Raw genomic sequence first — 22,083 nt, 5'->3', positions numbered from 1 at the left:
TACGGAGCCCGGCCCGCCGCCGTCGTTCCTCACCGCCCTGAGCATGTGGCTCCCGGGAGGTGACCCTCAGGAGGTGACCCTCAAACCGGGGGAGCCTACTCGGCGGCCGCCTCCAGCGGGACGGTGAGGCCGCGGAAGAACTCGGGGTGCCGGCCCCGGACAGCCAGCATCACGAGGACGCCGAGGGCCAGGATGCCCACGCCAACGATGAACACGAGCCCCACGCCGCCGATCTCGGAGCCGGAGCCGAACGCGGGGTCGATCGAGTCCACGGCGGTCTGCACGAACACGGCGGTCAGGCCGATCCCGCCCAGCAGCGGCAGCGCGAGCCGCATCACGGCGTGGCGGGCCGAGCCGAACCACGTCCGGCGGAAGTACCAGACGCACGCGAACGCGGTGACGGCGTAGTAGAAGCAGACCATCATGCCGAGGGCCATGATCGTGTCGTTGAGGACGTTGTCGCTGAGCAGGCGCATGGCCACGTAGAACACGGCAGAGATGCCGCCGGCGAGCAGGACCGCGACCCGCGGGACGCCCTTGCTGTCCACGGCGCGGAGCCGGGCCGGCAGCGCATCGTAGAACGCCATCGCCTGGAGCGCGCGGGCCGGCCCGACCATCGTGGACTGCAGCGACGATGCCGAGGACGTCAGGACGGTGAGCGAGAGCAGGATCGCGAGCGGGCCCATGACTGGACCCGCGAGCGCCGTCAGCATGTTCTCCGAGTTGTCCGGGTTGGACAGGCCCAGGCCTTCCTCGCCGGGGCCGGCGAACATGAGGGAGGCGATGGTCGTGGCGAGGTAGATCGCGAGGATGACGGCGGCGGTGACTGTTGCACCGACGCCCGCGGTGTGGTGGCCGCCCTTGGTCTCCTCGGCCATGGACAGGCACATGTCCCAGCCCCAGTACAGGAAGATGGACAGGCTCAGGGCCGCCGCGAGGGCGCCGCCGCTGGGGATCTGGGACGGGTCGAACCAGCTCCAGTCGAACGGGACGGAGGTTTCCGAGGCGCCCTCGATGGCCTTCTGCAGCGCCATCGCGGAGTACAGGAGCATGACGCCGACCTGGAACACGACGAGGACCACCTGGACGTTGCGCGTCGTCTCGAGCCCGCGGATGCTGACCCACACGGCCACCGCCATGAACACGAGGCACGTGACGACGTTGACGAGCTTGTCCTGCGCGAGCTCGGCGATGGCCTCGTTGCCCGTGAGGTCGGCGACGAACCGGTAGAAGAAGTCGACGGCGACCCCGGCCAGGTTCGACAGGACGACGATGTTGGCGGCGAGGAAGCCCCACCCGCCCATCCAGCCGACCCAGGGCCCGAACGCCTTGGACGCCCAGGTGAACGTGGTGCCGGAGTCCGGGAGCGCTGCGTTGAGCTCCTTGTAGGCCAGGGCCACCATGAACATCGGGATGAAGCCGATGAGCAGGACGATGGGCATCTGCGGGCCGACCTGGGCCGCGATGGGGCCGATGCTCGGGGCGATCGTGTACGCCGGGGCGACCGTGACGATGCCGAGGACGATGATCGCGAGCAGGCCGACCTGCCCGGCCTTGAGGCCCTTCTTCCCGACCTCGCCCGTGCCCGGCATGTTCTCCATGGTATTCAGGGCCATGTCAGATCCTTCCGCTCGTGCTGGGCCGTGGGCCGGTGGCCCGCGGCTGCTGCTGGGTGATGCAGTGGATCCCGCCCCCGCGGGAGAAGATGGCGCGGGCGTCGACGGCGGCGACGTGCCTCCCGCGGTAGGCGTCGGCGAGGATGCGGAGCGACTTCTCGTCGTGCGGATCGTTGAACGAGCAGGCCAGGAGCCCGCCGTTGAGGGCGACGTGGTTGATGTAGCTCCAGTCGACCCAGCCCTCGTCGTCGTGCAGCTGTGCCGGGGCGGGGACCTCGATGATGTCCCACGGACTCCCGTCCACGGTGCGCGAGGCCCGGAGGGCCTCGAGGACCTCGCCGGAGACCTCGTAGTCCGGGTGCTCGGGGTTGTACTGGACGTGGACCAGCAGCGTCCCCGGGCTGGGAACCGCCGCGACGAGGTCCACGTGGCCGCGCGTGCCGAAGCGCTCCGAGTCCCGCGCGAGGCCGCGGGGGAGCCAGACCGCGTGCCGGGCACCGATGGTGCGCTCGAGTTCCGCCTCGACGCTTGCCCTGGTGGCGCCGGGGTTGCGGCCCGGGTCGAGCTGGACGGTCTCGGTGACCAGGACGGTGCCACGCCCGTCCACCTGGATTCCGCCGCCCTCGTTGACGAGCGCGCTCGGGATGACCTCGGCGCCGGCGGCCTCGCCGACGGCGCGGCCGATCGCGGCGTCGTGCCCCCAGCTGGCCCAGTCCTGGGCGCCCCAGCCGTTGAAGGTCCAGTCGACGGCGCCCAGGCGGGGGCCGCCGTCGTGCGCGCCGTCCTCGCCGGTGCCAAGGACGAAGCTCGGGCCGATGTCGCGCATCCAGGCATCGTCGAGCTCGGCCTCGAGCAGGTGGACGGTGCGGCCGAGATACGCCTCGGCGATGGCGCGGTCCTCGGGGCGGACGACCATCGTGACCGGTTCGAAGCGGCGGGCGGCGCGGGCGACGGCGGCCCACGCCTCGCGCGCCTCGTGTGCGGACTCGTCGGTCTCGCCGAGGGTGTAGCCTCTGGACGGCCAGGCCATCCAGAGGCGTTCGTGCGGATCGGTCTCCGCGGGCATGAGCCAGCTCATGGGGGAGTCCCTTTCGAGAAGAGTGAGGGGCCCGGGGTAAGGGCAATAAATGAATGGGGTTCGTTTATTAGAGCAGTGACGCAGGCCACGGTCAACCCCCGGTCCGGCACCGCGCCGCCGCCCTTCGCGCGCAGTCCCCCTAGACTCCGAGGCATGGAGATCCCTGCCGATGATGGGCCCGAGGCCGCCGAGCCGCGCCGACGCGGGCGCCCCCCGCGGCCTGTCCTCTCGCGCGAGAAGATCACGACGGCCGCGCTCGCCGTCATCCGCCGGGCCGGTTACGAGGGGCTCACCATGGCGGCCCTCGCGCGCGAGCTGCGGACCGCGCCGTCGGCCCTCTACAACCACGTGAAGTCCAAGGACGAGGTCCTCAACTGGGTCCAGGACGACGTCAACGAGACGATCGACACGTCCGGCTTCGAGGACGGCCCCTGGGACTTGGCGCTCACGCGGTGGGCCCACTCCTACCGCGACGCGTTCGCCCGGCACTCGCCGCTGATCCCCGTGATCGCTGTCCTGCCGATCACCGGGGCGCCCAACACCCTGGCCATGTACGAACGCGTCGCCGGCGGGCTCCGCGCAGGGGGGTGGCCCGAGGACCAGGTGGTGGACGTGATCGTCGCTGTCGAGTCGTTCGTCCTGGGGTCTGCGATGGACGTCTCGGCCCCTGAGTGGATCTTCGACGTCGGAGACCGGCGGGACCTCGCGCCGACCTTCGCCGACGCTGTCGCCGCCCGGCCCCGCCGGGGAGCGGCGGCTGCCGACGACGCGTTCGGACTCGGCCTCAACGCCCTGGTCGCGGGGCTGCGCGGCACGCTCGCGGCGGTGCGTGCCACCCGTGGCTGACTCCTCACGCCCGAAGAAGTGACTCCTCGACGGGCCGCGCGACAGGGGTTGTGGGACTCAAATTAATGAACTACATTCATTTTGAGATCCCTCCCACACCCCCTCCACCGTCGAAGGAAGCGCCATGTCCCAGCAGACCCCCGCAACGCAGACCCGTGAAGCCGATGTCGTCGTCGTCGGCGCAGGCCCCGCCGGGCTCATGGCGGCACGGACCCTCGTGAAGGAGGGCCAGCGCGTCGTCGTGCTCGAGGCCCGCGACCGGGTGGGCGGACGCACCTGGAGCGACACGGTCGAGGGGGCATTCCTCGAGATCGGCGGCCAGTGGATCAGCCCGGACCAGACCGAGCTGCTTGGGCTCGTGGACGAGCTCGGCAAGGAGACATTCCAGCGCTACCGCGAGGGGCAGAGCGTCTACGTGGCCCCCGACGGGACGCGCACCGTCTACTCCGGGTCCGACTTCCCAGTCTCGCCCGGCACGCTCGCCGAGGTCGAGCGCCTCACCGCAATCCTGGACGGGCTCGCCGCCGAGCTCGGCCCCGAGGAGCCATGGGCGCACCCGAAGGCCCGCGAGCTCGATACGGTGAGCTTCCAGCAGTGGCTGCGCGCCCAGTCGGCGGACGAGGAGGCCTGCAACCTCATCGGCCTCTTCATCGCCGGCGGTATGCTCACCAAGCCGGCGCACGCCTTCTCCGCGCTCCAGGCGGTGCTCATGGCCGCTTCGGCCGGCTCGTTCAGCAACCTCCTCGACGAGGACTTCATCCTCGACCGCCGCGTGGTGGGCGGCATGCAGTCCGTGAGCGAGGCGATGGCCGCCGAGCTCGGCGACGCAGTGGTCCTCGGCGCGCCCGTCCGCACGCTCGAGTGGGGCGACGACGGAGTGGTCGCGACGGCCGACGGCGGGGCCTCCGGCCGCGTCGCCGTCACCGCGCGCCGGGCGATCCTCGCCGTCCCGCCCACCCTGTACTCCCGCATCTCCTACATCCCGGCGCTCCCGCGGCGCCAGCACCAGCTGCACCAGCACCTCTCGATGGGCCTGGTCATCAAGGTCCACGCCGTCTATTCGCGCCCCTTCTGGCGCGAGGCCAACCTCTCCGGCACCTGCTTCGGGGCGGACCAGCTCGTCCAGGAGGTCTACGACAACACGAACCACGGGGACGACCGCGGGACGCTTGTCGGCTTCGTCTCCGACGAGAAGGCGGACGCGATGTTCCTGCTCTCGCCCGAGGCGCGCAAGGCCGCGATCCTCGCCTCCATCTCGGACTACCTCGGCGAGGAGGCCCTGACGCCCGAGGTCTACTACGAGTCCGACTGGGGCTCGGAGGAATGGACCCGCGGCGCCTACGCGGCCAGCTACGACCTGGGCGGGCTGTCCCGCTACGGGGCCGACCAGCGGACGCCCGTCGGCCCGATCCACTGGGCCTGCTCCGATCTCGCGGCCGAGGGCTACCAGCACGTCGACGGTGCGCTGCGCATGGGACGCCGGGCGGCGGTAGAGGTCGTCGGGGCCCTGAGCCCCGCCCCCGCCGTCTGAAGGTCACGTCCTGAGGGTCAGGTGCTGGGGGTCGCGTCTGATGTGACCCCCAGAACCTGACCCCCACACGGCGGGGGGCGGGCTACTTGGCCTTCTTGAAGAGGTCGAGCTGCCCGAAGTGGTCCGCGAGGAGGTAGTAGACGGTGGGGCGCTGACGGCGCGAGGTGCCCTTCATCTTGTCGCCCACATCCCGGATGGCGGCGTCTAGGGTCTCATCGTCCTCCGTGCGGCCCAGCTTCTTCTTCAGGAAGCCGTCGCGGATCCGAACCGTCTCGGACTTGTCGCCGAACGAGACGAGAGAGGTGTCAGCCTTCTGGAGCGAGATCCCGCAGTGCCGGATGATTCCCGCTGCCGCCTCATCGTCGGCGTCCGGCGCGAACTTCTTGATCTGCTCTGCCCAGTCAACAGCCATGTGGAGCTCCTTTGATCGCGGTCGCGGGCCGGGGCGGGCCCGTGGCCGTCACGGTACCGCTCCGCAGCCTCCACCGGCAGATGACAGGCCAGAACACGCCGGGACATCGGGAGAAATGGCGGCTCAGGACGGCCGCACGGCCCCCGCGATGCACCACGCGCCGCCCCGACGCCTGTAGACGGGCTGGAGCCCGTGCCGGCGCACGACGTCGAGCATCGCCTCGGGCGGGTGGACGAAGGCCCGGAAGCTGCCGGCTCCGAGGGCGAGGAGGGCGTTCCCCATCGCGACCCACCAGCGGGTGAGAGGGTTCCGCGGCGGGTAGCTGAAGACGAGCGCGCGGCGGGTGTGGTCCGCCGCCGCCCCGAGGAGCCGCTCGTAGTCGGGGTAGCAGCACACCACGCGGTGGAGGACGACGACGTCCGCGGGCTCCACGGCGTCGGGCGTCTCGGCGAGGTCGACTCCCACGCTGCGGCGCACGCGTGCCCCGACGCCCGCCCGCGCGATGAGCCGCGCGGCATCGGCCTCGTAGGCGCCCGAGAGCTCGAGGTTGGTGGTGCTGGCGGCACCGCGCTTGAGCAGTTCGAGCTGGATCTCGCCCGCACCGCCGCCGACCTCAAGGACGGTTGCCTGCCCGAGGCCGCGGGGGAGGGACGCCTCGAGGAAGCCGACCATCCTCCTCTCGGTGCCGGTGAGGCCGCGGCGCTCGTACCGCCGGGCGACGCTGCGGGAGAAGCGGGGGCTGAAGATCCGGCTGTACCCGCCGTCGGGCTCGGGATCGCGGGCGGGATTCGTTGGACCGCAGCAGCCGGACATGGAACCAGTATGCCGTCGGTCCCGGGCGTTGACGCAGGGTCCATGCCTCGGGAGGCTGAGGGCATGGTCGACTCACGGGAAGTGATCCACGCCGACGTGGCGGTGGTGGGGGCCGGGCTCGCGGGGCTCGTCGCCACCGTCGAGGCCGCCGACGCGGGCCGAGACGTCGTGGTGCTCGACCAGGAGCCGCCGCAGTCGCTGGGCGGCCAGGCGCACTGGTCGTTCGGCGGGCTGTTCCTGGTCGGCTCGCCCGAGCAGCGGCGGATGGGGGTGCGCGACTCGCTCGCGCTCGCCCGGCAGGACTGGCTGGGGTCCGCCCAGTTCGACCGTCCCGAGGACTACTGGCCCCGCGCCTGGGCCGAGGCCTACCTCGAATCCGCGGCGGGTGAGCAGCGCGCCTGGCTGCACTCCCTCGGCGTGCGGTTCTTCCCCGTCGTGGGCTGGGCCGAGCGCGGTGACGGTCGCGCCGAGGGGCACGGCAACTCCGTGCCGCGCTTCCACATCGTCTGGGGGACCGGCCCCGGCGTCCTGGCACCGTTCATCCGCCGCGCCCGCGCGCATGCGGACGCCGCGCGCATCCGCTTCCTGTTCCGGCACCGCGTCGACGAGGTCGTGACGCACGACGCCGCGGCCACCGGCGTGCGCGGGGCCCGCCTCGCGCCGTCGTCGGCAGAGCGTGGGAAGGCGAGCGGGCGCGACGTCGTGGGGGAGTTCGAGGTGGAGGCGGGCGCCGTCGTCGTCGCATCCGGCGGGATGGGCGGGAACCTCGAGATGGTGCGCAGGCTGTGGCCGCAGCGCATGGGGACCCCGCCGGCGTCGATGGTGGCCGGTGTGCCCGCGCACGTGGACGGGCGGATGCTGGGCATCGCGGAGGCTGCGGGTGCGCGGCTGATCAACGCCGACCGGATGTGGCACTACACCGAGGGGCTGCGGAACTGGGATCCCGTGTGGGAGAACCACGGCGTGCGGATCCTCCCGGGGCCCTCGTCCGTGTGGCTCGATGCCCTCGGACGGCGCCTCCCGGCGCCGCTGTTCCCCGGCTTCGACACGCTGGGCACCCTGAGGCACCTGAGGGGGACCGGCTACGACTACTCGTGGTTCGTGCTCACGCAGTCGATCATCGAGAAGGAGTTCGCCCTCTCCGGGTCCGAGCAGAACCCCGACCTGACGGGCAGGAACCTCCGGCTGCTGGCCTCCAGGGTGCGGCCGGGAGCGCCGGGGCCCGTGAAGGCGTTCATGGAGCACGGGGAGGACTTCGTCGTGGCCGATTCGCTCGGCAAGCTGGTCGAGGGGATGAACCGGGTGGGCGAGCCGGGGCTGCTGACGGAGGCCGCGGTGCGGACCGTCCTGGAGGCGCGGGACGCCGAGATCGCGAACGCCTTCGGGAAGGACGCCCAGGTGACGTTCCTGCGCTCGCACCGCCGCTATGTCGGCGACCGGCTCATCCGCGTGGCCGCGCCGCACCGCATCCTTGACCCCAGGCACGGCCCGCTGGTCGCGGTGCGGCTCAACGTGCTCACGCGCAAGGCGCTCGGGGGCCTCGAGACCGACCTGTCGGCGCGCTGCCTGTCGCCGGCAGGCCATGCGGTGCCGGGGCTCTTCGCCGCCGGGGAGGCCGCTGGGTTCGGCGGCGGCGGCATGATGGGCTACAACGCGCTCGAGGGGACGTTCTTGGGCGGATGCCTGTTCTCCGGACGCGTGGCCGGCCGGGCCGCGGCCGCGGGCTGACCGGCGCAGAGGAACGGGCGCGCCGGCAGGCCTTGGGGGTTGGCTGGCGGCGCGCCCGTGGTGCCGGGCTTTGGGGGGATACCCGGCGGTAACGATCCTAGGCGACGCTTCGTGCCGATACAGGACGTCTTTACGGATTCATAACGGCTGTCATGCGCCTCGGCACGCAGCGGCCGCGTTGCCTGGCCCGGACATGGGAAGAGGCCCCCGATCCAGCTGGATCGGGGGCCTCTTCGAGAGTGGTTGCGGGGACAGGATTTGAACCTGCGACCTCTGGGTTATGAGCCCAGCGAGCTACCGAACTGCTCCACCCCGCGGCGCTCAACCAACTATACACGTCCGCGGATGAGGGCGCCAATCGACATCAAACGAGCCCAAATGGTGCAGTCGTGCCGGCAGTGCGGCAGGGTCAGCCGAGGTGCTCGACGAGGTCGGCCGCGATGCCGTTGTAGGTCGCGGGGGTCAGGGCCAGGAGACGGGCCTCCGCGTCGGCGGAGAGGCCGAGCCCGGAGACGAACTCCTTCATGCGGGCCGCGTCCACGCGGTGGCCGCGCGTGAGGTCCTTGAGCCTCTCGTAGGGGTTGTCCATGCCCTCGACGCCAGCGATCGCCTCGGCCCGCATGACCATCTGGATCGCCTCGGCGAGGACCTCCCAGTTGGTGTCGAGGTCCGCGGCGAGCACATCCTCGGCGACGTCGAGGCGCTCGAGGCCCTTCGCGACATTGGAGATCGCCAGGAGCGAGTGGCCGAACGCGACGCCGATGTTGCGCTGGCTCGACGAGTCCGTGAGGTCGCGCTGCCAGCGCGAGGTGACGAGCGTCGCGCCGAGCGTGTCGAGCAGGGCCGAGGAGATCTCAAGGTTCGCCTCGGCGTTCTCGAACCGGATCGGGTTGACCTTGTGCGGCATGGTCGAGGAGCCCGTGGCGCCCGCGACCGGGATCTGAGCGAAGTAGCCGATCGAGATGTAGCTCCAGATGTCCGTGCAGACGTTGTGCAGGATCCGGTTGAAGCGGGCCATGTCCGCGTACAGCTCGGCCTGCCAGTCGTGGGACTCGATCTGGGTGGTGAGCGGGTTCCACGTCAGCCCCAGGCCCTCGACGAAGGACTTCGAGACCTCCTGCCAGTCTGCCGTCGGGACGGAGGCGTAGTGCGCGGCGTAGGTGCCGGTGGCACCGTTGATCTTGCCGAGGTACTCGGTGCGCCCGATCCGGTCGAGCTGGCGGCCCAGCCGGTGGGCGATGACGGCGAGCTCCTTGCCCAGCGAGGTGGGGGTCGCCGGCTGGCCGTGGGTGCGCGAGAGCATGGCGACGTCCCGGTTGGCCCGCGCCATCTCGGCGACCTGCCCCACGAGCGCGCGGGCAGCGGGCAGCCACACGTCCTCGACCGCGCCCTTGATGCCGAGGGCGTAGGAGAGGTTGTTGACGTCCTCCGAGGTGCAGCCGAAGTGCACCATCGGGGTGAGGTTCTTGATGCCGAGGGACTCGAGGCGGCGGCCGATGTAGTACTCGACGGCCTTGACGTCGTGCACCGTGACGGCCTCGATCTCCGCGAGCTCGGCGACCGAGGCAGCGTCGAATTCGGTCACGATCTTCCGCAGGCCCTCCTCCTGCTCGGGGCTCAGGGGGCCGGCGCCGGGCAGGACGCTGTTGCGGGTCAGGTGGATGAGCCACTCGACCTCCACTGCCACGCGGTCCCGGTTCAGCGCGGCCTCGGACAGGTAGTCGACGAGCGGCGCGGCGGCTGGGCGGTAGCGGCCGTCGAGCGGCCCGAGGGCGATCCTGTTCTGTGCGGGCCCGCCCGCAGTCTCACCGGCGGCGGCCAGGGAGAGTCGTCCGGACGGAATGCGCGAAGGGGAGTCAGCCATGGCCTCCATTCTTCCACGGAGCTCCTGCGGTCGCCGCGCGGCCGCTGAGGGCAAGGACGGCGGGCGACTGCTCCTCCACAGGTGGCCGGCTGGGCGTGTCGTCCACATACGACGCCGTGGCCCCGCCGTTGCCCGGCGGCCGCGCCTAGCGTCGTGGGCAGGCCGGGCTGAGGGTGCGCGGCGGAGCGGGGGAGCGGACATGGCGGGCATGGGTCCAGGAATGGGCGGCTTCGGAGACGACGGCTTCTCGGGAGCGGGCTCGGCTTCCCGCATTGCCGGGGCGTGCCGCGGGCACAGCGAGGCGGACCTCCAAGCCGCGTCCAGACATCTGGCGGCCGCGCAGGAGGAGGCACAGACCGCCGAGGCCGCTGCCGCGAGGGCTCGGTCGGCGGAGTGGTCCGGTCCTGCCGCGGCAGCGTTCAGGATGAAGGCCGAGGCCCTCCGCCTCCAGATCGCCGCCGTGGCCACAGGGCTCGCGGGGCTGGCCGCGGTCCTGGTCGCGCTGCAGGCGGACGCGGCCTCGTGCCCGGGGGCTGGCGGCCAGGGCACCGGCGGTCCGGGCGCTCTGGCCGCCATGTCACCGCCGGGGGCCGCGCGAGGTCCGGTGTTCGCTGGCCCGGTGCCGCCGATCGTGCCGCAGCCGGCGCCGAGCCCCCTGCTCCCCGACCCGGCGCCTTCCCAGCCGGTCTTCCTCGCCCAGACGCCAGGGGCACAGTGCCGATGAGCATCGACGAGAAGGACGCGGACTGGCACCGTGAGCGTGATCCCACGACCTTCACGGTCACGGGCGGCGCCGCATTCCGCGTCGACACCGCCGCCCTGGCCGAGGCGGCGTCCGCCCTCGCCTCGGCCGCTGACGCCGCGGGGCGCATCGGTGCCGGCATCGAGTCGGCGCGCGCCGCCGTGTGGCGGGGCGCGTGCGCTGGGTCCGCGGCGGCGCGGTTCGACGACGACGCGTCCGCGCTTGTCCGGGCTGCCGGCATTCTGCGGCTGGACCTCGCGGCGACTCGGCAGGCCGTGGATGCTTCGGCCCGCGCCTATGCCGACGCCGAGGCGGGGCGGGCCTCCGGCGCCGAGGGGCTGCAGGGCCTCGCGCGGTTCCTCGTGGGGGCGGCCGCGCCCGGAATCCCATGGAACCATGTCCGGTTCGCGCCCGGACGCTTCCTCGCGGGGGGTCTGAACGGGGCCGCGGCGGTGGGATCCGCGGCCGCTGCCTCCGGGGCCCTCGGCGGGCTGGGCCCGCTTCTTGCCCCTTGGCTGCCCGCGGGCGGCCCCTCGGACCGCATCGGTGTTGCGAGGTCGCAGGCCGTCAGCGGGGAGGGCAGTCCCGCCTCCTTCGCCTACGCCGCCCAGAGCCTGCGACAGGCCCAGGGAGCGGCGACCCTCGAGGACGGAAGCCCGGTCCCGCCGTCGTCGATTCTGGTCGAGCGCGTGCCGCGCGGTGACGGCACGACGGCGCTCATGGTCACTGTCCCGGGGACTCAGACCTGGAATCCGGACGATCCTGCCGGAGGCGTCTTCGACGCGGAGGGCAACCTCCACGGCCTCGCCTCACGGGACAGCCATGCCCGGCAGCTCATCGAGCGGGCCCTCGCCGACCAGGACCTCAAGGACGGTGACGTCGTCGTCTTCAACGCCCACAGCCAAGGGTCCCTGCACGTCTTCGGCCTCCTCGAGGACGAGGACTTCCGGCGGCGCTACCCGGTGGCTGCCGTCACCGTCCTCGGCGGCATCCCCACGGCCTTCGCGATCCCAGACGACGTGGCGGTGCTGAGCGTGCGGCAGGAGGACGACGTCGTTCCCGCACTGTCGGGATCCGCGCCGGTCCCTTCGCCGAACGTGGTCGACGTCCGGACCCCGGCGCATCGGGACCGGCCGCTCGCGGAGGATGTCCTCGGCCTCGTAGGCGCCGCCCATTCGCTCGACAGGTACGCGATCGACGCCCAGGCGCTCGACCGGTCGACCGATCCCTCGGTGGTCGGCTATGCCGCCGTCCTGGGCGCCGCCCTCGGGGGAGGCGCGGCTGCCTCGGCGGCGCCCGCCGTCCGAGGGGACGCGCAGACGGGCGGCCCGGCAGGCCAGCGCGAGCGCTTCATCTACACCGGCACCGACACGAGGACGCCTGCCACGCCGGCCCCGGGCGCCGCGCCGGCCTCGGCGGCCGCGCCGCCTGCAGCGTCCGGGCGGCAGACACCGGGTGAGTCACGGTGAGGCCGCGGCTACTTCCTGTCTGCCCCGACGACCCAGCTCACTACCGCCGAGACGAGGGAGACGATGATCGCGCCCAGGACGGCGGTCCAGAAGAACGAGTCGATGGTCAGGTGGACCGGCGTGTAGCTCGACAGCCACGCCGTGAGGGCGAGCATCGCGGCGTTGATGACGAGGGCGAACAGGCCCAGGGTCAGGCACGTGACCGGCAGCGACAGGAAGCTCACGATGGGCCGGACGAGGGCGTTGACGAGGCCGAAGATCAGGCCGATGAACAGGTAGGCGAGGACGATGCCCACCGTATCGCTCGCAGTTCCTGCCCCCGCCCCGGCTGCGGCCTCCGCCGTGGCGGAGGAGGTGATGTCCATGCCCGGCAGGAGCCATGCGGCGACGCACAGGGCAACGGCATTGACGACGACCCGGAGCAGGAACTGCATCATGGGCCCATGCTCGCACAGCAAACTGTGCCCTGGGCCACGACTACCCTAGACGGTATGACTTCACCGCTGAACCAGACCGACGGAGCCGAAGCCGCCGCCGTCGCAGCCGGGGTCGCGGGCGTGATCCCTCGCCCAGTCGTCGACCGGCTCCCAAAGTACGCCGCGGGCAAACCCCCGGCTCCCGTCCCGGGGCTCGAGAGCTACAAGCTCTCCTCCAACGAGAACCCGCTCCCGCCGCTCCCTGCCGTCCTCGAGGCGATCGCGCACGAGAGCGCGATCAACCGCTATCCGGACCCCGTGTCCTCGCGCCTGCGCACCGCCCTCGCAGGATTCCTCGACGTCCCGGCGGAGGACATCGTCACGGGCGGGGGCAGCCTCGGCGCCCTCAACCAGCTCCTCGCGGCCTTCGCAGGCCAGCAGGACGACGGCACCCAGGACGAGGTCGTGTACGCATGGCGCTCGTTCGAGGCGTACCCCATCTCGGTCGGGCTCGCCGGAGCCAAGAGCGTGCAGGTTCCCGTCACAGCGGACGGGCGGCACGACCTCGAGGCGATGGCCGCCGCGGTCAACGAGCGGACGAAGGTCGTGCTGCTGTGCACCCCCAACAACCCCACGGGGCCTGCCCTGCGGCGCGCGGAGACGGTCCGGTTCATCGAGTCGGTCCCGAGCAGCGTCCTGGTGGTCGTCGACGAGGCGTACCAGGAGTTCGTCCGTGACCCGGAGGCCGTGGACGGGATCGAGCTCTACCGGACGTACGCCAACGTGGTCGTCCTCAGGACCTTCTCGAAGGCCCACGGCCTCGCAGGCCTTCGGGTCGGCTACTCGGTCTCGCGCCCGGAGATCACGCAGTACCTGCGCGTGGCGGCTCCCCCCTTCGCCGTGTCGTCCATCGCCGAGAGCGCCGCGATCGCCTCGCTCCGCAACTACGAGGACGTTGTAGGAAGGGTACAAAGCCTCGTGGATGAGCGGGACCGCGTCGTCGCCGGTCTGCGCGAGCTGGGCTGGGAGGTCCCGGACGCGCAGGGCAACTTCGTGTGGCTGCCGCTCGGCGAGGCAACCCCCGAGTTCGCGGCCCGCGCCGGGGAACTGGCCCTGTCCGTGAGGGCGTTCGGGGTCGAGGGTGCGCGCGTGAGCATCGGCGAAGTCGAGGCGAACACCCGGTTCCTCGAGCTCTGTAGGTCCTTCACAAAGGTGCCCGAGGACTTCCTGAGGTAATCGACATGCGCGGCGGCCCGGCCGCACTCTGTAGAGTTGCAGCGGGGCCGTCGCTGTATTCCGCCCGTGGAATGAATTCCTGATTGGGAATATATGCAGGCGGAACCCCGCGCCCGGGCCCCCGGGACGGTGACCCGACGGCAGCGAGGAGGCGGTATGGGAGTGGAACTGCCCACTACCGAATTCAGCGACATCCCGGACGAGCTCTGGCTCGAGCTGGAAGCCCATGCGCACGACGGCGCTGAGGGCCATCACGCCATGGTCCAGCTCCTCGACGAGGAGGGCCGCTTCCGCGGGGACTCGAAGCTGGCGTCGACTATTCGGGGCCTGAGTGCAGATTCCCTTCGAGGCATGTACCGGGACATGGCCGCGGTGCGCCGCTTCGACCTTGAAGCCACGGCGCTGCAGCGGCAGGGGCAGCTCTCGCTCTGGGTCCCCGTGCGCGGCCAGGAGGCCGCCCAGATCGGATCCGGCCGGGCCACCCAGTCCCAGGACTACCTCTTCCCCACCTACCGCGAACACGGCGTGGCGCTGACCCGCGGTGTCGAGCTCGGCGAGCTCCTCCGCCTCTTCCGCGGCATCTCCAACGGCGGATGGGACCCCCGGCAGACCGGCTTCCACCTGTACACGCTCGTGCTCGCCGCCCAGGTCCCCCACGCGGTGGGATATGCCATGGGCATGCAGCGCGACGCCGCGCGTGCCCAGGCGGCCGGCTCCGCCCCGGCGGACTCCGAGCGTGGCGCCGTGGTCGCCTACTTCGGCGATGGCGCGAGCTCCGAGGGCGACGTCCACGAGTCGATGGTCTTCGCCGCGAGTTTCAAGGCGCCGGTCGTGTTCTTCTGCCAGAACAACCAGTGGGCCATCTCGGTCCCGGCCGAGGTCCAGTCCCGCGTGCCGCTCTTCAACCGGGCCAAGGGGTACGGCTTCCCGGGCGTGCGCGTGGACGGCAACGACGTCCTCGCCGTCTACGCGGTGACCCAGTGGGCCCTCGAGCGCGCCAGAAGCGGCAAGGGCCCCGTGCTCATCGAGGCGTTCACCTACCGCCTGGGCGCACACACGACCGCCGACGACCCCAGCAAGTACCGGCTCACCGACGAGGAGAAGTCGTGGGTCGCCAAAGACCCGCTGGCACGCTTCGAGAAGTACCTGCGCGACCAGGGGATCGCCGATGACGCGTTCTTCGCCGACGTTGCCGCCGAGGGCGACGCCCTCGCCGCCAAGGCCCGGGCCGATGTCCTCAGCTTCGCCCCGCCCACCATGGAGGACGCCTTCTCCCACGTGTACGCCGAGGCCCACCCCCTCGTGGCCGAGGAACTCGCGTGGCACCGCGACTACGAGGCGGGCTTCGCGGACCCCGACGGCGCAGCCGTCGCCGAGCACACCACGGAAGGCGGCCGCTGATGCCCACGATGACGATCGCCAAGGCCATCAACGCCGGCCTCCGCGCCGCCCTCGACCAGGACGAGACCGTCCTGCTCATGGGTGAGGACATCGGCACCCTCGGCGGCGTCTACCGCGTGACCGAGGGACTCAAGTCAGAGTTCGGGGGCGACCGCGTGGTCGACAGCCCCCTGGCCGAGTCGGGAATCATCGGCACGAGCATCGGGCTGTCCATGCGCGGCTACCGCCCCGTCGCCGAGATCCAGTTCGACGGGTTCGTGTTCCCCGGCTTCAACCAGATCACCACCCAGCTGGCCAAGATGCACGCGCGCAGCCGCGGCCAGATCACCGTGCCCGTGACCATCCGCATCCCCTATGGCGGCGGGATCGGCTCGGTCGAGCACCACTCCGAGTCTCCGGAGGCGCTCTTCGCCCACACCGCGGGCCTGAGGATCCTCACGCCCTCCAACCCCCACGACGCCTACTGGATGACCCAGCAGGCCATCGCCTGCGAGGACCCGGTCATCGTGTTCGAGCCCAAGCGGCGCTACTGGCTCAAGGGCGAGGTCGACACCGAGAACCCGGGGGCGAGCGCGGACCCGTTCCGTGCGCACGTCGTGCACGAAGGCGCCGACGCGACGGTCGTGGCGTACGGGCCGCTCGTCCCGGTGGCGCTCGCAGCAGCCGAGGCCTCCGCAGAGGACGGCCGCAGCGTCGAGGTCATCGACCTCCGCTCCATCTCGCCGATCGACTTCGACGCCGTCGTCGCCTCCGTCCAGAAGACGGGCCGGCTCGTCGTCGCGCACGAGGCGCCCACCTTCGGCGGCATCGGCGGGGAGATCGCCTCGCGGGTCTCCGAGCGGGCGTTCCTGTCCCTCGAGGCTCCCGTGATCCGCGTCGGGGGCTTCCACATGCCCTATCCCGTCGCGAAGGTCGAGGAGCACTACCTCCCGGACATCGACCGCATCCTCGAAGCCCTCGACCGCGCCTTCGCCTACTAGGAGCACAGCCCGTGACGCAGCAGATCTTCACCCTCCCCGACGTCGGCGAAGGGCTCACCGAGGCCGAGATCGTCGCTTGGAAGGTCAAGGCCGGGGACACGGTCGCGATCAACGACATCATCTGCGAGATCGAGACCGCCAAGAGCCTTGTCGAGCTCCCCAGCCCGTACGCGGGGACCGTCCTCGAGCTGCTCGCGCCCGAGCACGAGACCATCGAGGTGGGGACGGCCATCATCGCGATCGGCGAAGGCACCGCTGCCTCCAGCGCCTCTGCGGGTGCCTCGCCTTCTGTTCCGGGCGCCGCCGCGGCTGCCGAGTCGGCCGTGCCGGTGATGCAGGAGCCGGGAGTGGAGAGCGGGCCGCTCGTCGGGTCGGGCCCGAAGGCCGACGCCGCGAAGCGCCGGCCGCGGAAGTCTGCGCCCACGCCTGCACCCGCGGCCGCGCCGTCTGCGCGTGAGGCGAAGCCCGTGCCCGCCACGGTGTCGTCGCCGCAGGCCGCGGCCGCCCCGCGGGAGGTGGGGAACGGCGTCGTCGGGCTCCTCTCCCGGGTCCTCGCGAAGCCGCCGGTGCGGCGCATCGCGAAGGAGCTCGGCATCAACCTCGCCGACGTCCCGGCCACGGGCGCGCGGGGCGAGGTGACGCGCGCGGACCTCGAGTCCTACCAGGCCCAGCGCGAGCGCGAGCTGGATGAGGCGCCGAAGTTCTGGGACCACCCGAACCAGTCCCGCGAGCGGCGCATCGAGGTCATCCCCGTGCGCGGCGTCCGCAAGGCGACCGCCAAGGCCATGGTCGACTCGGCGTTCAGCGCCCCGCACGTGAGCATCTTCGTCGACGTCGACGCCTCCCGGACCATGGAGTTCGTCCAGCGGCTCAAGAAGTCCCGCGACTTCGAGGGCATCAAGGTCTCGCCCCTGCTGATCCTCGCGAAGGCGGTCATCTGGGCCGCAGCGCGCAACCCCAGCGTCAACTCTGAATGGGCGACCTCGGACCAGGGCGACGAGATCCACGTCAAGCACTACATGAACCTCGGCATCGCCGCTGCGACGCCGCGCGGACTGCTCGTGCCGAACATCAAGGACGCCCAGGACCTTTCCCTCAAGGAGCTCGCGGTCGCGCTCAACGACCTTGCGACCACAGCGCGCGCCGGCAAGACCAAGCCCGCGGACATGACCGGCGGCACCATGACTATCACGAACATCGGCGCCCTCGGTATCGACATCGGCACCCCGATCATCAACCCGGGCGAGGTCGCCATCGTGGCATTCGGCACGATCAAGCAGAAGCCGTGGGTCGTCTCGGGCGAGGTGATCCCACGCTGGATCACGACCCTCGGCGGCTCCTTCGACCACCGCGTGGTCGACGGCGACCTCTCGGCCCGCTTCATGGCCGACGTCGCGGCGATCATGGAGGAGCCCGCGCTCCTGCTCGACTGACCCCGCCGGCCCAACTGACCCCGCCGGCCCAGCTGACCCCGCGGGCGCAAGCGACCCGGCCTTGCCGCGAGCCCGTGCCGGGCGGACAATGGCGCCGGCAGCTGGGGCTGGTCCCGACGCCGACCGGCGCCGCCCCCCGCTGCGGGAGGCTGATTCACATGGCGGCATCCATGGGCACCGGGGCGGTGAGCGCCAGCCCGACCGGACCGCAGATCATCGCCCGGCTCGAACGGCTCGAGGTGTGGAGTCTCTCCTACCTCTTCATCGGGATCATCGGGCTCGGATTCCTGTTCACGTTCTACGACATCTTCGACATCAACGTCTCGTTCATCCAGACGTGCATCGAGCTCAACAAGGGCTGCACCCCGGAGACCGCGCTCGAGGCGCTTCCCCTCCCGGTGCTGCTGAACCTCGCCGGCTACGTGCTCGGCACCCTGGTCCTGAGCCCGATCGCGGACCGGATCGGCCGGCGCAACATGCTCATGATCACGATGCTGGTCACGGGCCTGGGCTCGCTCTACAACGCGCTGGTGGGCGACTACGTGAACTTCAACATCGCCCGCATCGTCACCGGTATCGGGATCGGCGCGGACCTCGCGATCGTGAACACCTACATCAACGAGGTGGCTCCCCGGCCGGCACGCGCGAAGTTCACGACCATCATCTTCATCATGTCCGCGCTCGGGGCGTTCTTCGGGATCTGGCTGGGGCTCTTCCTCACGACGCCGCCCACCCCGTGGCCGCTCGGCCTGCCCTTCGCCGTGGCCGGCCCGAGCTTCGAAACCGGCTGGCGGTGGATGTACGGCATCGGCGCGCTCCTGGCCGTCATCGCGGTGCTGCTGAGGATCGAGCTGCCCGAGTCGCCCCGCTGGCTGATCGGCCAGGGCCGCCTCGGCGACGCGGACCGCGTGGTGCGCGACATGGAGTCCAGGGCGGCCAAGCACGGGCCGCTGGCCGAGCCGGTGGCGTCCGACGTCCAGGGCGCCATCACTCCGCCCTCCCCGATCCCGTACCGGGACCTGTTCACGAGCCCGCTGTACGTGCGCCGGATGGTCCTCCTGTTCTGCATCTGGTTCATCGGGTACATCACGGTGTACTCGTTCGCGTCCGGGTTCACGGCGGTCCTGTCGGCCCTGCAGTACCCGCCGCCCGAGGCGGGCGTGATCGCCGCGGTCGGGACGCTGGGCTTCGTGGCGGAGGCCGCGATCATGAGTGCCATCGTGGAGAAGCTCGAGAGGCGCTACTGGCTGCCGATCGGCGCGGCCGTGACGATCATCGGCTCGCTGGTCGTCGCCGCGGCGGGAACCAACATCTGGCTCTCGTTCCTCGGCGCGATCCTCATCTTCGCGGGCTTCAACCTGTGGGTCTCGCCGACCTACGCGCTCACGGCCGAGTCGTTCCCCACCCGGGCCCGCACCACGGGGTTCGCGATCGTCGACGGGGCCGGGCACATCGGCGGCGGCATCGGGGTCATGGTGATCGCCCCGTTCCTGCCGCACCTGTCGGTCCTGTGGGCGCTCCTGCTCATCTCGGTGTTCCTCGTGATCGCGGCCGTCCTGGTCCAGTTCACCCCGCACACGCGCAACAGGCACCTGGACCACATCTCGCCCTAGCCGTGCTCGGCTCAGCTGGACGCGGGCCGCTCCGCCCCCTCGAGGCGGTCCACGAGGGCGAGCCCGCGTTCGGCCCAGGCCACCTCGGCCCGCGCCCGCTCGATCAGCCCCTCGTACGCGAACACCTTGTACTCGACGATGCGCTGCCACTCGTCCTCGGGCTGGCCTTCGAGGCGCCGCGCGAGGGTCGGGTTGGTGTGGTCGCGGAGGGTCCGGATCATGTCCTCCCAGTCGCGGATCCGGCCGCCGTGGTAGTCGATGTGGTCGCGGAAGAACTGCCGCCCGGCGTCCGGCTCGGCCCACTCGAGGTACGCGGCCCGCAGCCGCAGCGGGTCCCGCTCGCGCGTGTACTGCGGCGGCTCGTTGAGCCACGCGCGGAAGGCAGCCACGCCGTCGACCGTGATCTCGTAGCGCTTCTTGGTGCCCTTCCTGCCCCATGGGACCGTCTCGCCGCGGATGAGGCCGTCCTGTTCCATGCGCCGCAACTCCGGGTATATCTGCGAGTCCGGCGCGTGCCACACGTAGCCCACGGACGTCTCGAAGTTCTTGTAGACGTCGTAGCCGGTCATCGGCTGCGACGTCAGCATCGCCAGGAGGGCGAACCTCAGGCTCACGGGCCACCTCGTTTCGTGTCAGTAGCCAGCCTACCCAGCCCTTGCCAACTAACTATGAACATAGGTAGTCTGTGTCTCGAATCACCAACTATCTACATCGATAGATAGTCCCGGTCAGCGACGACCGCCACGGAAGGACACCGATGTCTGGCACCCACCCCGCCTCGACCACCAACAAGACCCTGGGCCACCCGCTCAATGCCTGGTACGCCGCCGCCTGGGACCACGAGGTCACGCGCAAGCCGATGGCCCGCACCATCGCGAACCGCCCGCTCGCGCTCTTCCGCACTGAGGACGGCCGGGCGGTCGCCCTTGCCGACGCGTGCTGGCACCGCCTCGCCCCTCTCTCGATGGGCAAGACCGTGGGCCGCGACGAGATCCAGTGCCCCTACCACGGGCTCCGGTACAACTCCGCAGGACGCTGCACCTCCATGCCCGCGCAGGAGACCATCAACCCCTCCGCCGTGGTCCCCTCGTTCCCAGTCGTGGACCGCTACCGGTACGTGTGGGTGTGGCTCGGCGACCCGGAGCTGGCGGACCCCGAGCTCATCCCGGACATGCGCCAGATGACCTCGCCCGAGTGGGCCGGGGACGGCGAGACCATCTACGCGCCGTGCAACTACCAGCTCGTGCTCGACAACCTCATGGACCTCACGCACGAGGAGTTCGTCCACTCGTCCTCGATCGGCCAGGACGAGCTCTCCGAGTCCGACTTCGAGGTCACGCACGACGACCGCACCGTCACCGTCTCCCGGTGGATGAAGGACATCGAGCCGCCGCCCTTCTGGCTCAAGAACATGCGGGACAAGTTCCCCGGCTTCGAGGGCCGGGTCGACCGGTGGCAGATCATCACCTTCCAGGCGCCCTCGACCATCACCATCGACGTCGGCGTCGCGAAGGCCGGCACGGGCGCCCCCGAGGGCGACCGCAGCCAGGGCGTCAACGGCTTCGTGATGAACACGATCTCGCCCGAGACGGACAGGACGTGCCACTACCTCTGGGCGTTCATGCGCAACTACCGCCTCGAGAGCCAGCTCATCACCACCCAGCTCCGCGACGGCGTGCACGGCGTGTTCGGCGAGGACGAGGAGATGCTCAAGGCCCAGCAGGCCGCGATCGACGCGAACCCGGACTACGAGTTCTACAGCCTCAACATCGACAAGGGCGGCATGTGGGTCCGGCGCCTCATCGAGCGCATGCTCGAGTCCGAGGGCCGACTCCCCGGCGCCGCGGCTCCCGCCCCCGTCGCCCAGCCCATGCCCCAGCCCGCGCAGGTCGGTGCCTGACCGTGGCGGCGCAGTCCTCAGCCATCTGGCAGCGCGGGCGGGTCGTCGAGGCGCGTGACGTCGCGCGGGGCATCCGGCGGATCGTCATCGCCCCCGAGAAGCCGGTCAGGGCGGCCGCGGGCACCCACGTGGACGTCGCCGTCGTGATCGACGGCCAGCCCGATGTGCGCTCCTACTCGATCGTCGAGGCGGACGACGACGGCGCGCGCCTCGCGCTGTCCGTGTACCGCACGCCCGCCTCGCGCGGCGGGAGCGTGTACATGCACGCGCTCGAGCCCGGCGCGGAGGTCGAGCTGACCCAGCCGATGCAGAACTTTCCGCTGCGCGTGGGCGCCCGGCGCTACGTGGTCCTCGCCGGCGGCATCGGCGTGACCGCGGTCCTCGGGATGGCGCGCATCCTGGCCCGCACCGGCGCGGACTACCGGTTCGTGTACGCGGGACGCAGCCGCGCGGCCATGGCCTACCTCGACGACCTCGTCGCCGAGCACGGCGACCGGCTCGAGGTCCACGTCGACGACGAGGGCTCGAGCCTGGACGTCCCGACGCTCCTGGCGGACGTGGACCTCGACACCGAGCTGTACATGTGCGGCCCGATCCGCCTCATGGACGCGGTGCGGCGCACGTGGCAGGACCTCGAGCTGTCCCTGCCGAACCTGCGCTACGAGACGTTCGGCAACAGCGGCTGGTTCGACCCCGAGGAGTTCGTGGTGCGGATTCCGCGCCTCGGCATCCAGGCAGTCGTGCCCAAGGGCCGGTCCATGCTCGAGGCGCTCGAGGACGCGGGGGCGGACATGATGTCCGACTGCCGCAAGGGGGAGTGCGGCCTCTGCGAGGTGCGGGTCCTCGGCCTCGAGGGCCGCCTCGACCACCGGGACGTGTTCTACAGCGACCGCCAGCAGCACGCCTCCGAGAAGATGTGCTGCTGCGTCTCGCGCGCCATCACCAGCAGGGAATCCGTGACCGCGGGGAGTGGCCCCGCCGTCGTGACCATCGAAGTGAGCTGAG

General features: G+C 71.1%; 19 protein-coding genes and 1 tRNA gene. 12 read left to right on the top strand and 8 right to left on the bottom strand.

The genetic code is table 11. From position 1 onward, the window contains the following. Positions 1-95: 95 nt before the first annotated feature. The gene (locus tag CGQ25_RS15430; protein WP_208710729.1) at positions 96-1,616 is read right to left on the bottom strand and encodes an APC family permease; all 1,521 of its coding nucleotides are present in this window, start codon (positions 1,614-1,616) and stop codon (positions 96-98) included. Position 1,617: 1 nt separating this feature from the next. Continuing rightward, on the bottom strand, positions 1,618-2,694 hold the full coding sequence (locus CGQ25_RS15425; RefSeq protein ID WP_208710728.1) for an agmatine/peptidylarginine deiminase: 1,077 nt from the start codon (positions 2,692-2,694) through the stop codon (positions 1,618-1,620). A gap of 153 nt (positions 2,695-2,847) precedes the next feature. Between CGQ25_RS15425 and CGQ25_RS15420 the strand changes: the two genes are divergently transcribed. Together CGQ25_RS15420 and CGQ25_RS15415 are read left to right on the top strand one after the other, a co-directional pair. Further along, positions 2,848-3,540, top strand: a complete 693-nt coding sequence (locus CGQ25_RS15420) for a TetR/AcrR family transcriptional regulator (RefSeq protein WP_208710727.1) — start codon at positions 2,848-2,850, stop codon at positions 3,538-3,540. A 124-nt stretch (positions 3,541-3,664) separates the two neighbouring features. Beyond that, positions 3,665-5,071, top strand: a complete 1,407-nt coding sequence (locus CGQ25_RS15415; RefSeq protein ID WP_208710726.1) for an NAD(P)/FAD-dependent oxidoreductase — start codon at positions 3,665-3,667, stop codon at positions 5,069-5,071. Between the two features lie 82 nt (positions 5,072-5,153). On the opposite strand, the gene CGQ25_RS15410 is transcribed toward CGQ25_RS15415, so the two are convergent. Both CGQ25_RS15410 and CGQ25_RS15405 read right to left on the bottom strand, forming a co-directional pair. Next, positions 5,154-5,483, bottom strand: coding sequence for a DUF2853 family protein (locus CGQ25_RS15410; protein WP_208710725.1), 330 nt, complete (start codon positions 5,481-5,483; stop codon positions 5,154-5,156). Between the two features lie 123 nt (positions 5,484-5,606). Then, complete coding sequence (locus tag CGQ25_RS15405) at positions 5,607-6,296, bottom strand: bifunctional 2-polyprenyl-6-hydroxyphenol methylase/3-demethylubiquinol 3-O-methyltransferase UbiG (RefSeq protein ID WP_208710724.1); 690 nt, start codon at positions 6,294-6,296, stop codon at positions 5,607-5,609. A gap of 63 nt (positions 6,297-6,359) precedes the next feature. On the opposite strand from CGQ25_RS15405, the gene CGQ25_RS15400 reads away from it, so the two are divergent. Beyond that, positions 6,360-8,024: an FAD-binding dehydrogenase gene (locus CGQ25_RS15400; RefSeq protein ID WP_222703662.1), complete on the top strand. Its 1,665-nt coding sequence runs from the start codon at positions 6,360-6,362 to the stop codon at positions 8,022-8,024. Positions 8,025-8,264: 240 nt separating this feature from the next. Here the strand turns inward: CGQ25_RS15400 and CGQ25_RS15395 are convergent. Both CGQ25_RS15395 and purB read right to left on the bottom strand, forming a co-directional pair. Then, a tRNA-Met gene (locus CGQ25_RS15395) sits at positions 8,265-8,341 on the bottom strand. A 92-nt stretch (positions 8,342-8,433) separates the two neighbouring features. After that, the gene (gene purB, locus CGQ25_RS15390) at positions 8,434-9,897 is read right to left on the bottom strand and encodes an adenylosuccinate lyase (RefSeq protein ID WP_369802240.1); all 1,464 of its coding nucleotides are present in this window, start codon (positions 9,895-9,897) and stop codon (positions 8,434-8,436) included. A 211-nt stretch (positions 9,898-10,108) separates the two neighbouring features. Between purB and CGQ25_RS15385 the strand changes: the two genes are divergently transcribed. Together CGQ25_RS15385 and CGQ25_RS15380 are read left to right on the top strand one after the other, a co-directional pair. Continuing rightward, on the top strand, positions 10,109-10,612 hold the full coding sequence (locus CGQ25_RS15385) for a hypothetical protein (protein WP_208710722.1): 504 nt from the start codon (positions 10,109-10,111) through the stop codon (positions 10,610-10,612). After that, the gene (locus CGQ25_RS15380; RefSeq protein ID WP_208710721.1) at positions 10,609-12,099 is read left to right on the top strand and encodes a hypothetical protein; all 1,491 of its coding nucleotides are present in this window, start codon (positions 10,609-10,611) and stop codon (positions 12,097-12,099) included. Before CGQ25_RS15385 ends, CGQ25_RS15380 begins: the two co-directional genes overlap by 4 nt. Positions 12,100-12,107: 8 nt before the next feature. On the opposite strand, the gene CGQ25_RS15375 is transcribed toward CGQ25_RS15380, so the two are convergent. Further along, positions 12,108-12,536, bottom strand: a complete 429-nt coding sequence (locus CGQ25_RS15375) for a phage holin family protein (RefSeq protein ID WP_208710720.1) — start codon at positions 12,534-12,536, stop codon at positions 12,108-12,110. 54 nt (positions 12,537-12,590) lie between these two features. Between CGQ25_RS15375 and CGQ25_RS15370 the strand changes: the two genes are divergently transcribed. The 5 genes from CGQ25_RS15370 to CGQ25_RS15350 all read left to right on the top strand — a co-directional run bounded on the left by CGQ25_RS15370 (position 12,591) and on the right by CGQ25_RS15350 (position 19,178). Then, positions 12,591-13,751 carry a histidinol-phosphate transaminase gene (locus tag CGQ25_RS15370; RefSeq protein ID WP_208710719.1) on the top strand — a complete coding sequence of 387 codons (1,161 nt, stop codon included), beginning with the start codon at positions 12,591-12,593 and terminating at the stop codon, positions 13,749-13,751. Positions 13,752-13,907: 156 nt separating this feature from the next. Beyond that, complete coding sequence (gene pdhA, locus CGQ25_RS15365; RefSeq protein ID WP_208710718.1) at positions 13,908-15,152, top strand: pyruvate dehydrogenase (acetyl-transferring) E1 component subunit alpha; 1,245 nt, start codon at positions 13,908-13,910, stop codon at positions 15,150-15,152. Continuing rightward, the gene (locus CGQ25_RS15360; protein ID WP_208710717.1) at positions 15,152-16,132 is read left to right on the top strand and encodes an alpha-ketoacid dehydrogenase subunit beta; all 981 of its coding nucleotides are present in this window, start codon (positions 15,152-15,154) and stop codon (positions 16,130-16,132) included. The genes pdhA and CGQ25_RS15360 overlap by 1 nt, the downstream gene beginning before the upstream one ends. An 11-nt stretch (positions 16,133-16,143) precedes the next feature. Next, a complete protein-coding gene (locus CGQ25_RS15355; protein WP_208710716.1) occupies positions 16,144-17,565 on the top strand; it encodes a dihydrolipoamide acetyltransferase family protein in 1,422 nt (473 codons plus the stop codon). A 158-nt stretch (positions 17,566-17,723) separates the two neighbouring features. Further along, positions 17,724-19,178, top strand: a complete 1,455-nt coding sequence (locus CGQ25_RS15350) for an MFS transporter (RefSeq protein ID WP_222703661.1) — start codon at positions 17,724-17,726, stop codon at positions 19,176-19,178. An 11-nt stretch (positions 19,179-19,189) separates the two neighbouring features. Here CGQ25_RS15350 and CGQ25_RS15345 read toward each other — a convergent pair whose 3' ends face one another. After that, complete coding sequence (locus CGQ25_RS15345) at positions 19,190-19,792, bottom strand: PadR family transcriptional regulator (protein WP_208710715.1); 603 nt, start codon at positions 19,790-19,792, stop codon at positions 19,190-19,192. Positions 19,793-19,935: 143 nt separating this feature from the next. On the opposite strand from CGQ25_RS15345, the gene CGQ25_RS15340 reads away from it, so the two are divergent. Further along, complete coding sequence (locus CGQ25_RS15340; protein ID WP_208710714.1) at positions 19,936-21,078, top strand: aromatic ring-hydroxylating dioxygenase subunit alpha; 1,143 nt, start codon at positions 19,936-19,938, stop codon at positions 21,076-21,078. A 2-nt stretch (positions 21,079-21,080) separates the two neighbouring features. Further along, a complete protein-coding gene (locus CGQ25_RS15335; RefSeq protein WP_208710713.1) occupies positions 21,081-22,082 on the top strand; it encodes a PDR/VanB family oxidoreductase in 1,002 nt (333 codons plus the stop codon). The last annotated feature ends 1 nt before the right edge of the window (position 22,083 follow it).

This window comes from Sinomonas sp. R1AF57 (assembly GCF_002224485.1).
GTDB lineage: Bacteria > Actinomycetota > Actinomycetes > Actinomycetales > Micrococcaceae > Sinomonas > Sinomonas flava.
The sequence above is the reverse complement of the archived record's forward strand: the minus strand, read 5'-3'. Positions and strand labels throughout refer to the sequence as shown.

Bases quoted from the DNA above. Each gene is read 5' to 3' on its own strand.
- purB (WP_369802240.1), bottom strand. From the start codon at position 9,897: ATGGAGGCCATGGCTGACTCCCCTTCGCGCATTCCGTCCGGACGACTC.
- CGQ25_RS15340 (WP_208710714.1), top strand. From the start codon at position 19,936: ATGTCTGGCACCCACCCCGCCTCGACCACCAACAAGACCCTGGGCCAC.
- CGQ25_RS15400 (WP_222703662.1), top strand. From the start codon at position 6,360: ATGGTCGACTCACGGGAAGTGATCCACGCCGACGTGGCGGTGGTGGGG.
- CGQ25_RS15385 (WP_208710722.1), top strand. From the start codon at position 10,109: ATGGGCGGCTTCGGAGACGACGGCTTCTCGGGAGCGGGCTCGGCTTCC.
- CGQ25_RS15360 (WP_208710717.1), top strand. From the start codon at position 15,152: ATGCCCACGATGACGATCGCCAAGGCCATCAACGCCGGCCTCCGCGCC.
- CGQ25_RS15405 (WP_208710724.1), bottom strand. From the start codon at position 6,296: ATGTCCGGCTGCTGCGGTCCAACGAATCCCGCCCGCGATCCCGAGCCC.
- CGQ25_RS15370 (WP_208710719.1), top strand. From the start codon at position 12,591: ATGACTTCACCGCTGAACCAGACCGACGGAGCCGAAGCCGCCGCCGTC.
- CGQ25_RS15425 (WP_208710728.1), bottom strand. From the start codon at position 2,694: ATGAGCTGGCTCATGCCCGCGGAGACCGATCCGCACGAACGCCTCTGG.
- CGQ25_RS15410 (WP_208710725.1), bottom strand. From the start codon at position 5,483: ATGGCTGTTGACTGGGCAGAGCAGATCAAGAAGTTCGCGCCGGACGCC.
- pdhA (WP_208710718.1), top strand. From the start codon at position 13,908: ATGGGAGTGGAACTGCCCACTACCGAATTCAGCGACATCCCGGACGAG.
- CGQ25_RS15415 (WP_208710726.1), top strand. From the start codon at position 3,665: ATGTCCCAGCAGACCCCCGCAACGCAGACCCGTGAAGCCGATGTCGTC.
- CGQ25_RS15380 (WP_208710721.1), top strand. From the start codon at position 10,609: ATGAGCATCGACGAGAAGGACGCGGACTGGCACCGTGAGCGTGATCCC.
- CGQ25_RS15350 (WP_222703661.1), top strand. From the start codon at position 17,724: ATGGCGGCATCCATGGGCACCGGGGCGGTGAGCGCCAGCCCGACCGGA.
- CGQ25_RS15430 (WP_208710729.1), bottom strand. From the start codon at position 1,616: ATGGCCCTGAATACCATGGAGAACATGCCGGGCACGGGCGAGGTCGGG.
- CGQ25_RS15375 (WP_208710720.1), bottom strand. From the start codon at position 12,536: ATGATGCAGTTCCTGCTCCGGGTCGTCGTCAATGCCGTTGCCCTGTGC.
- CGQ25_RS15420 (WP_208710727.1), top strand. From the start codon at position 2,848: ATGGAGATCCCTGCCGATGATGGGCCCGAGGCCGCCGAGCCGCGCCGA.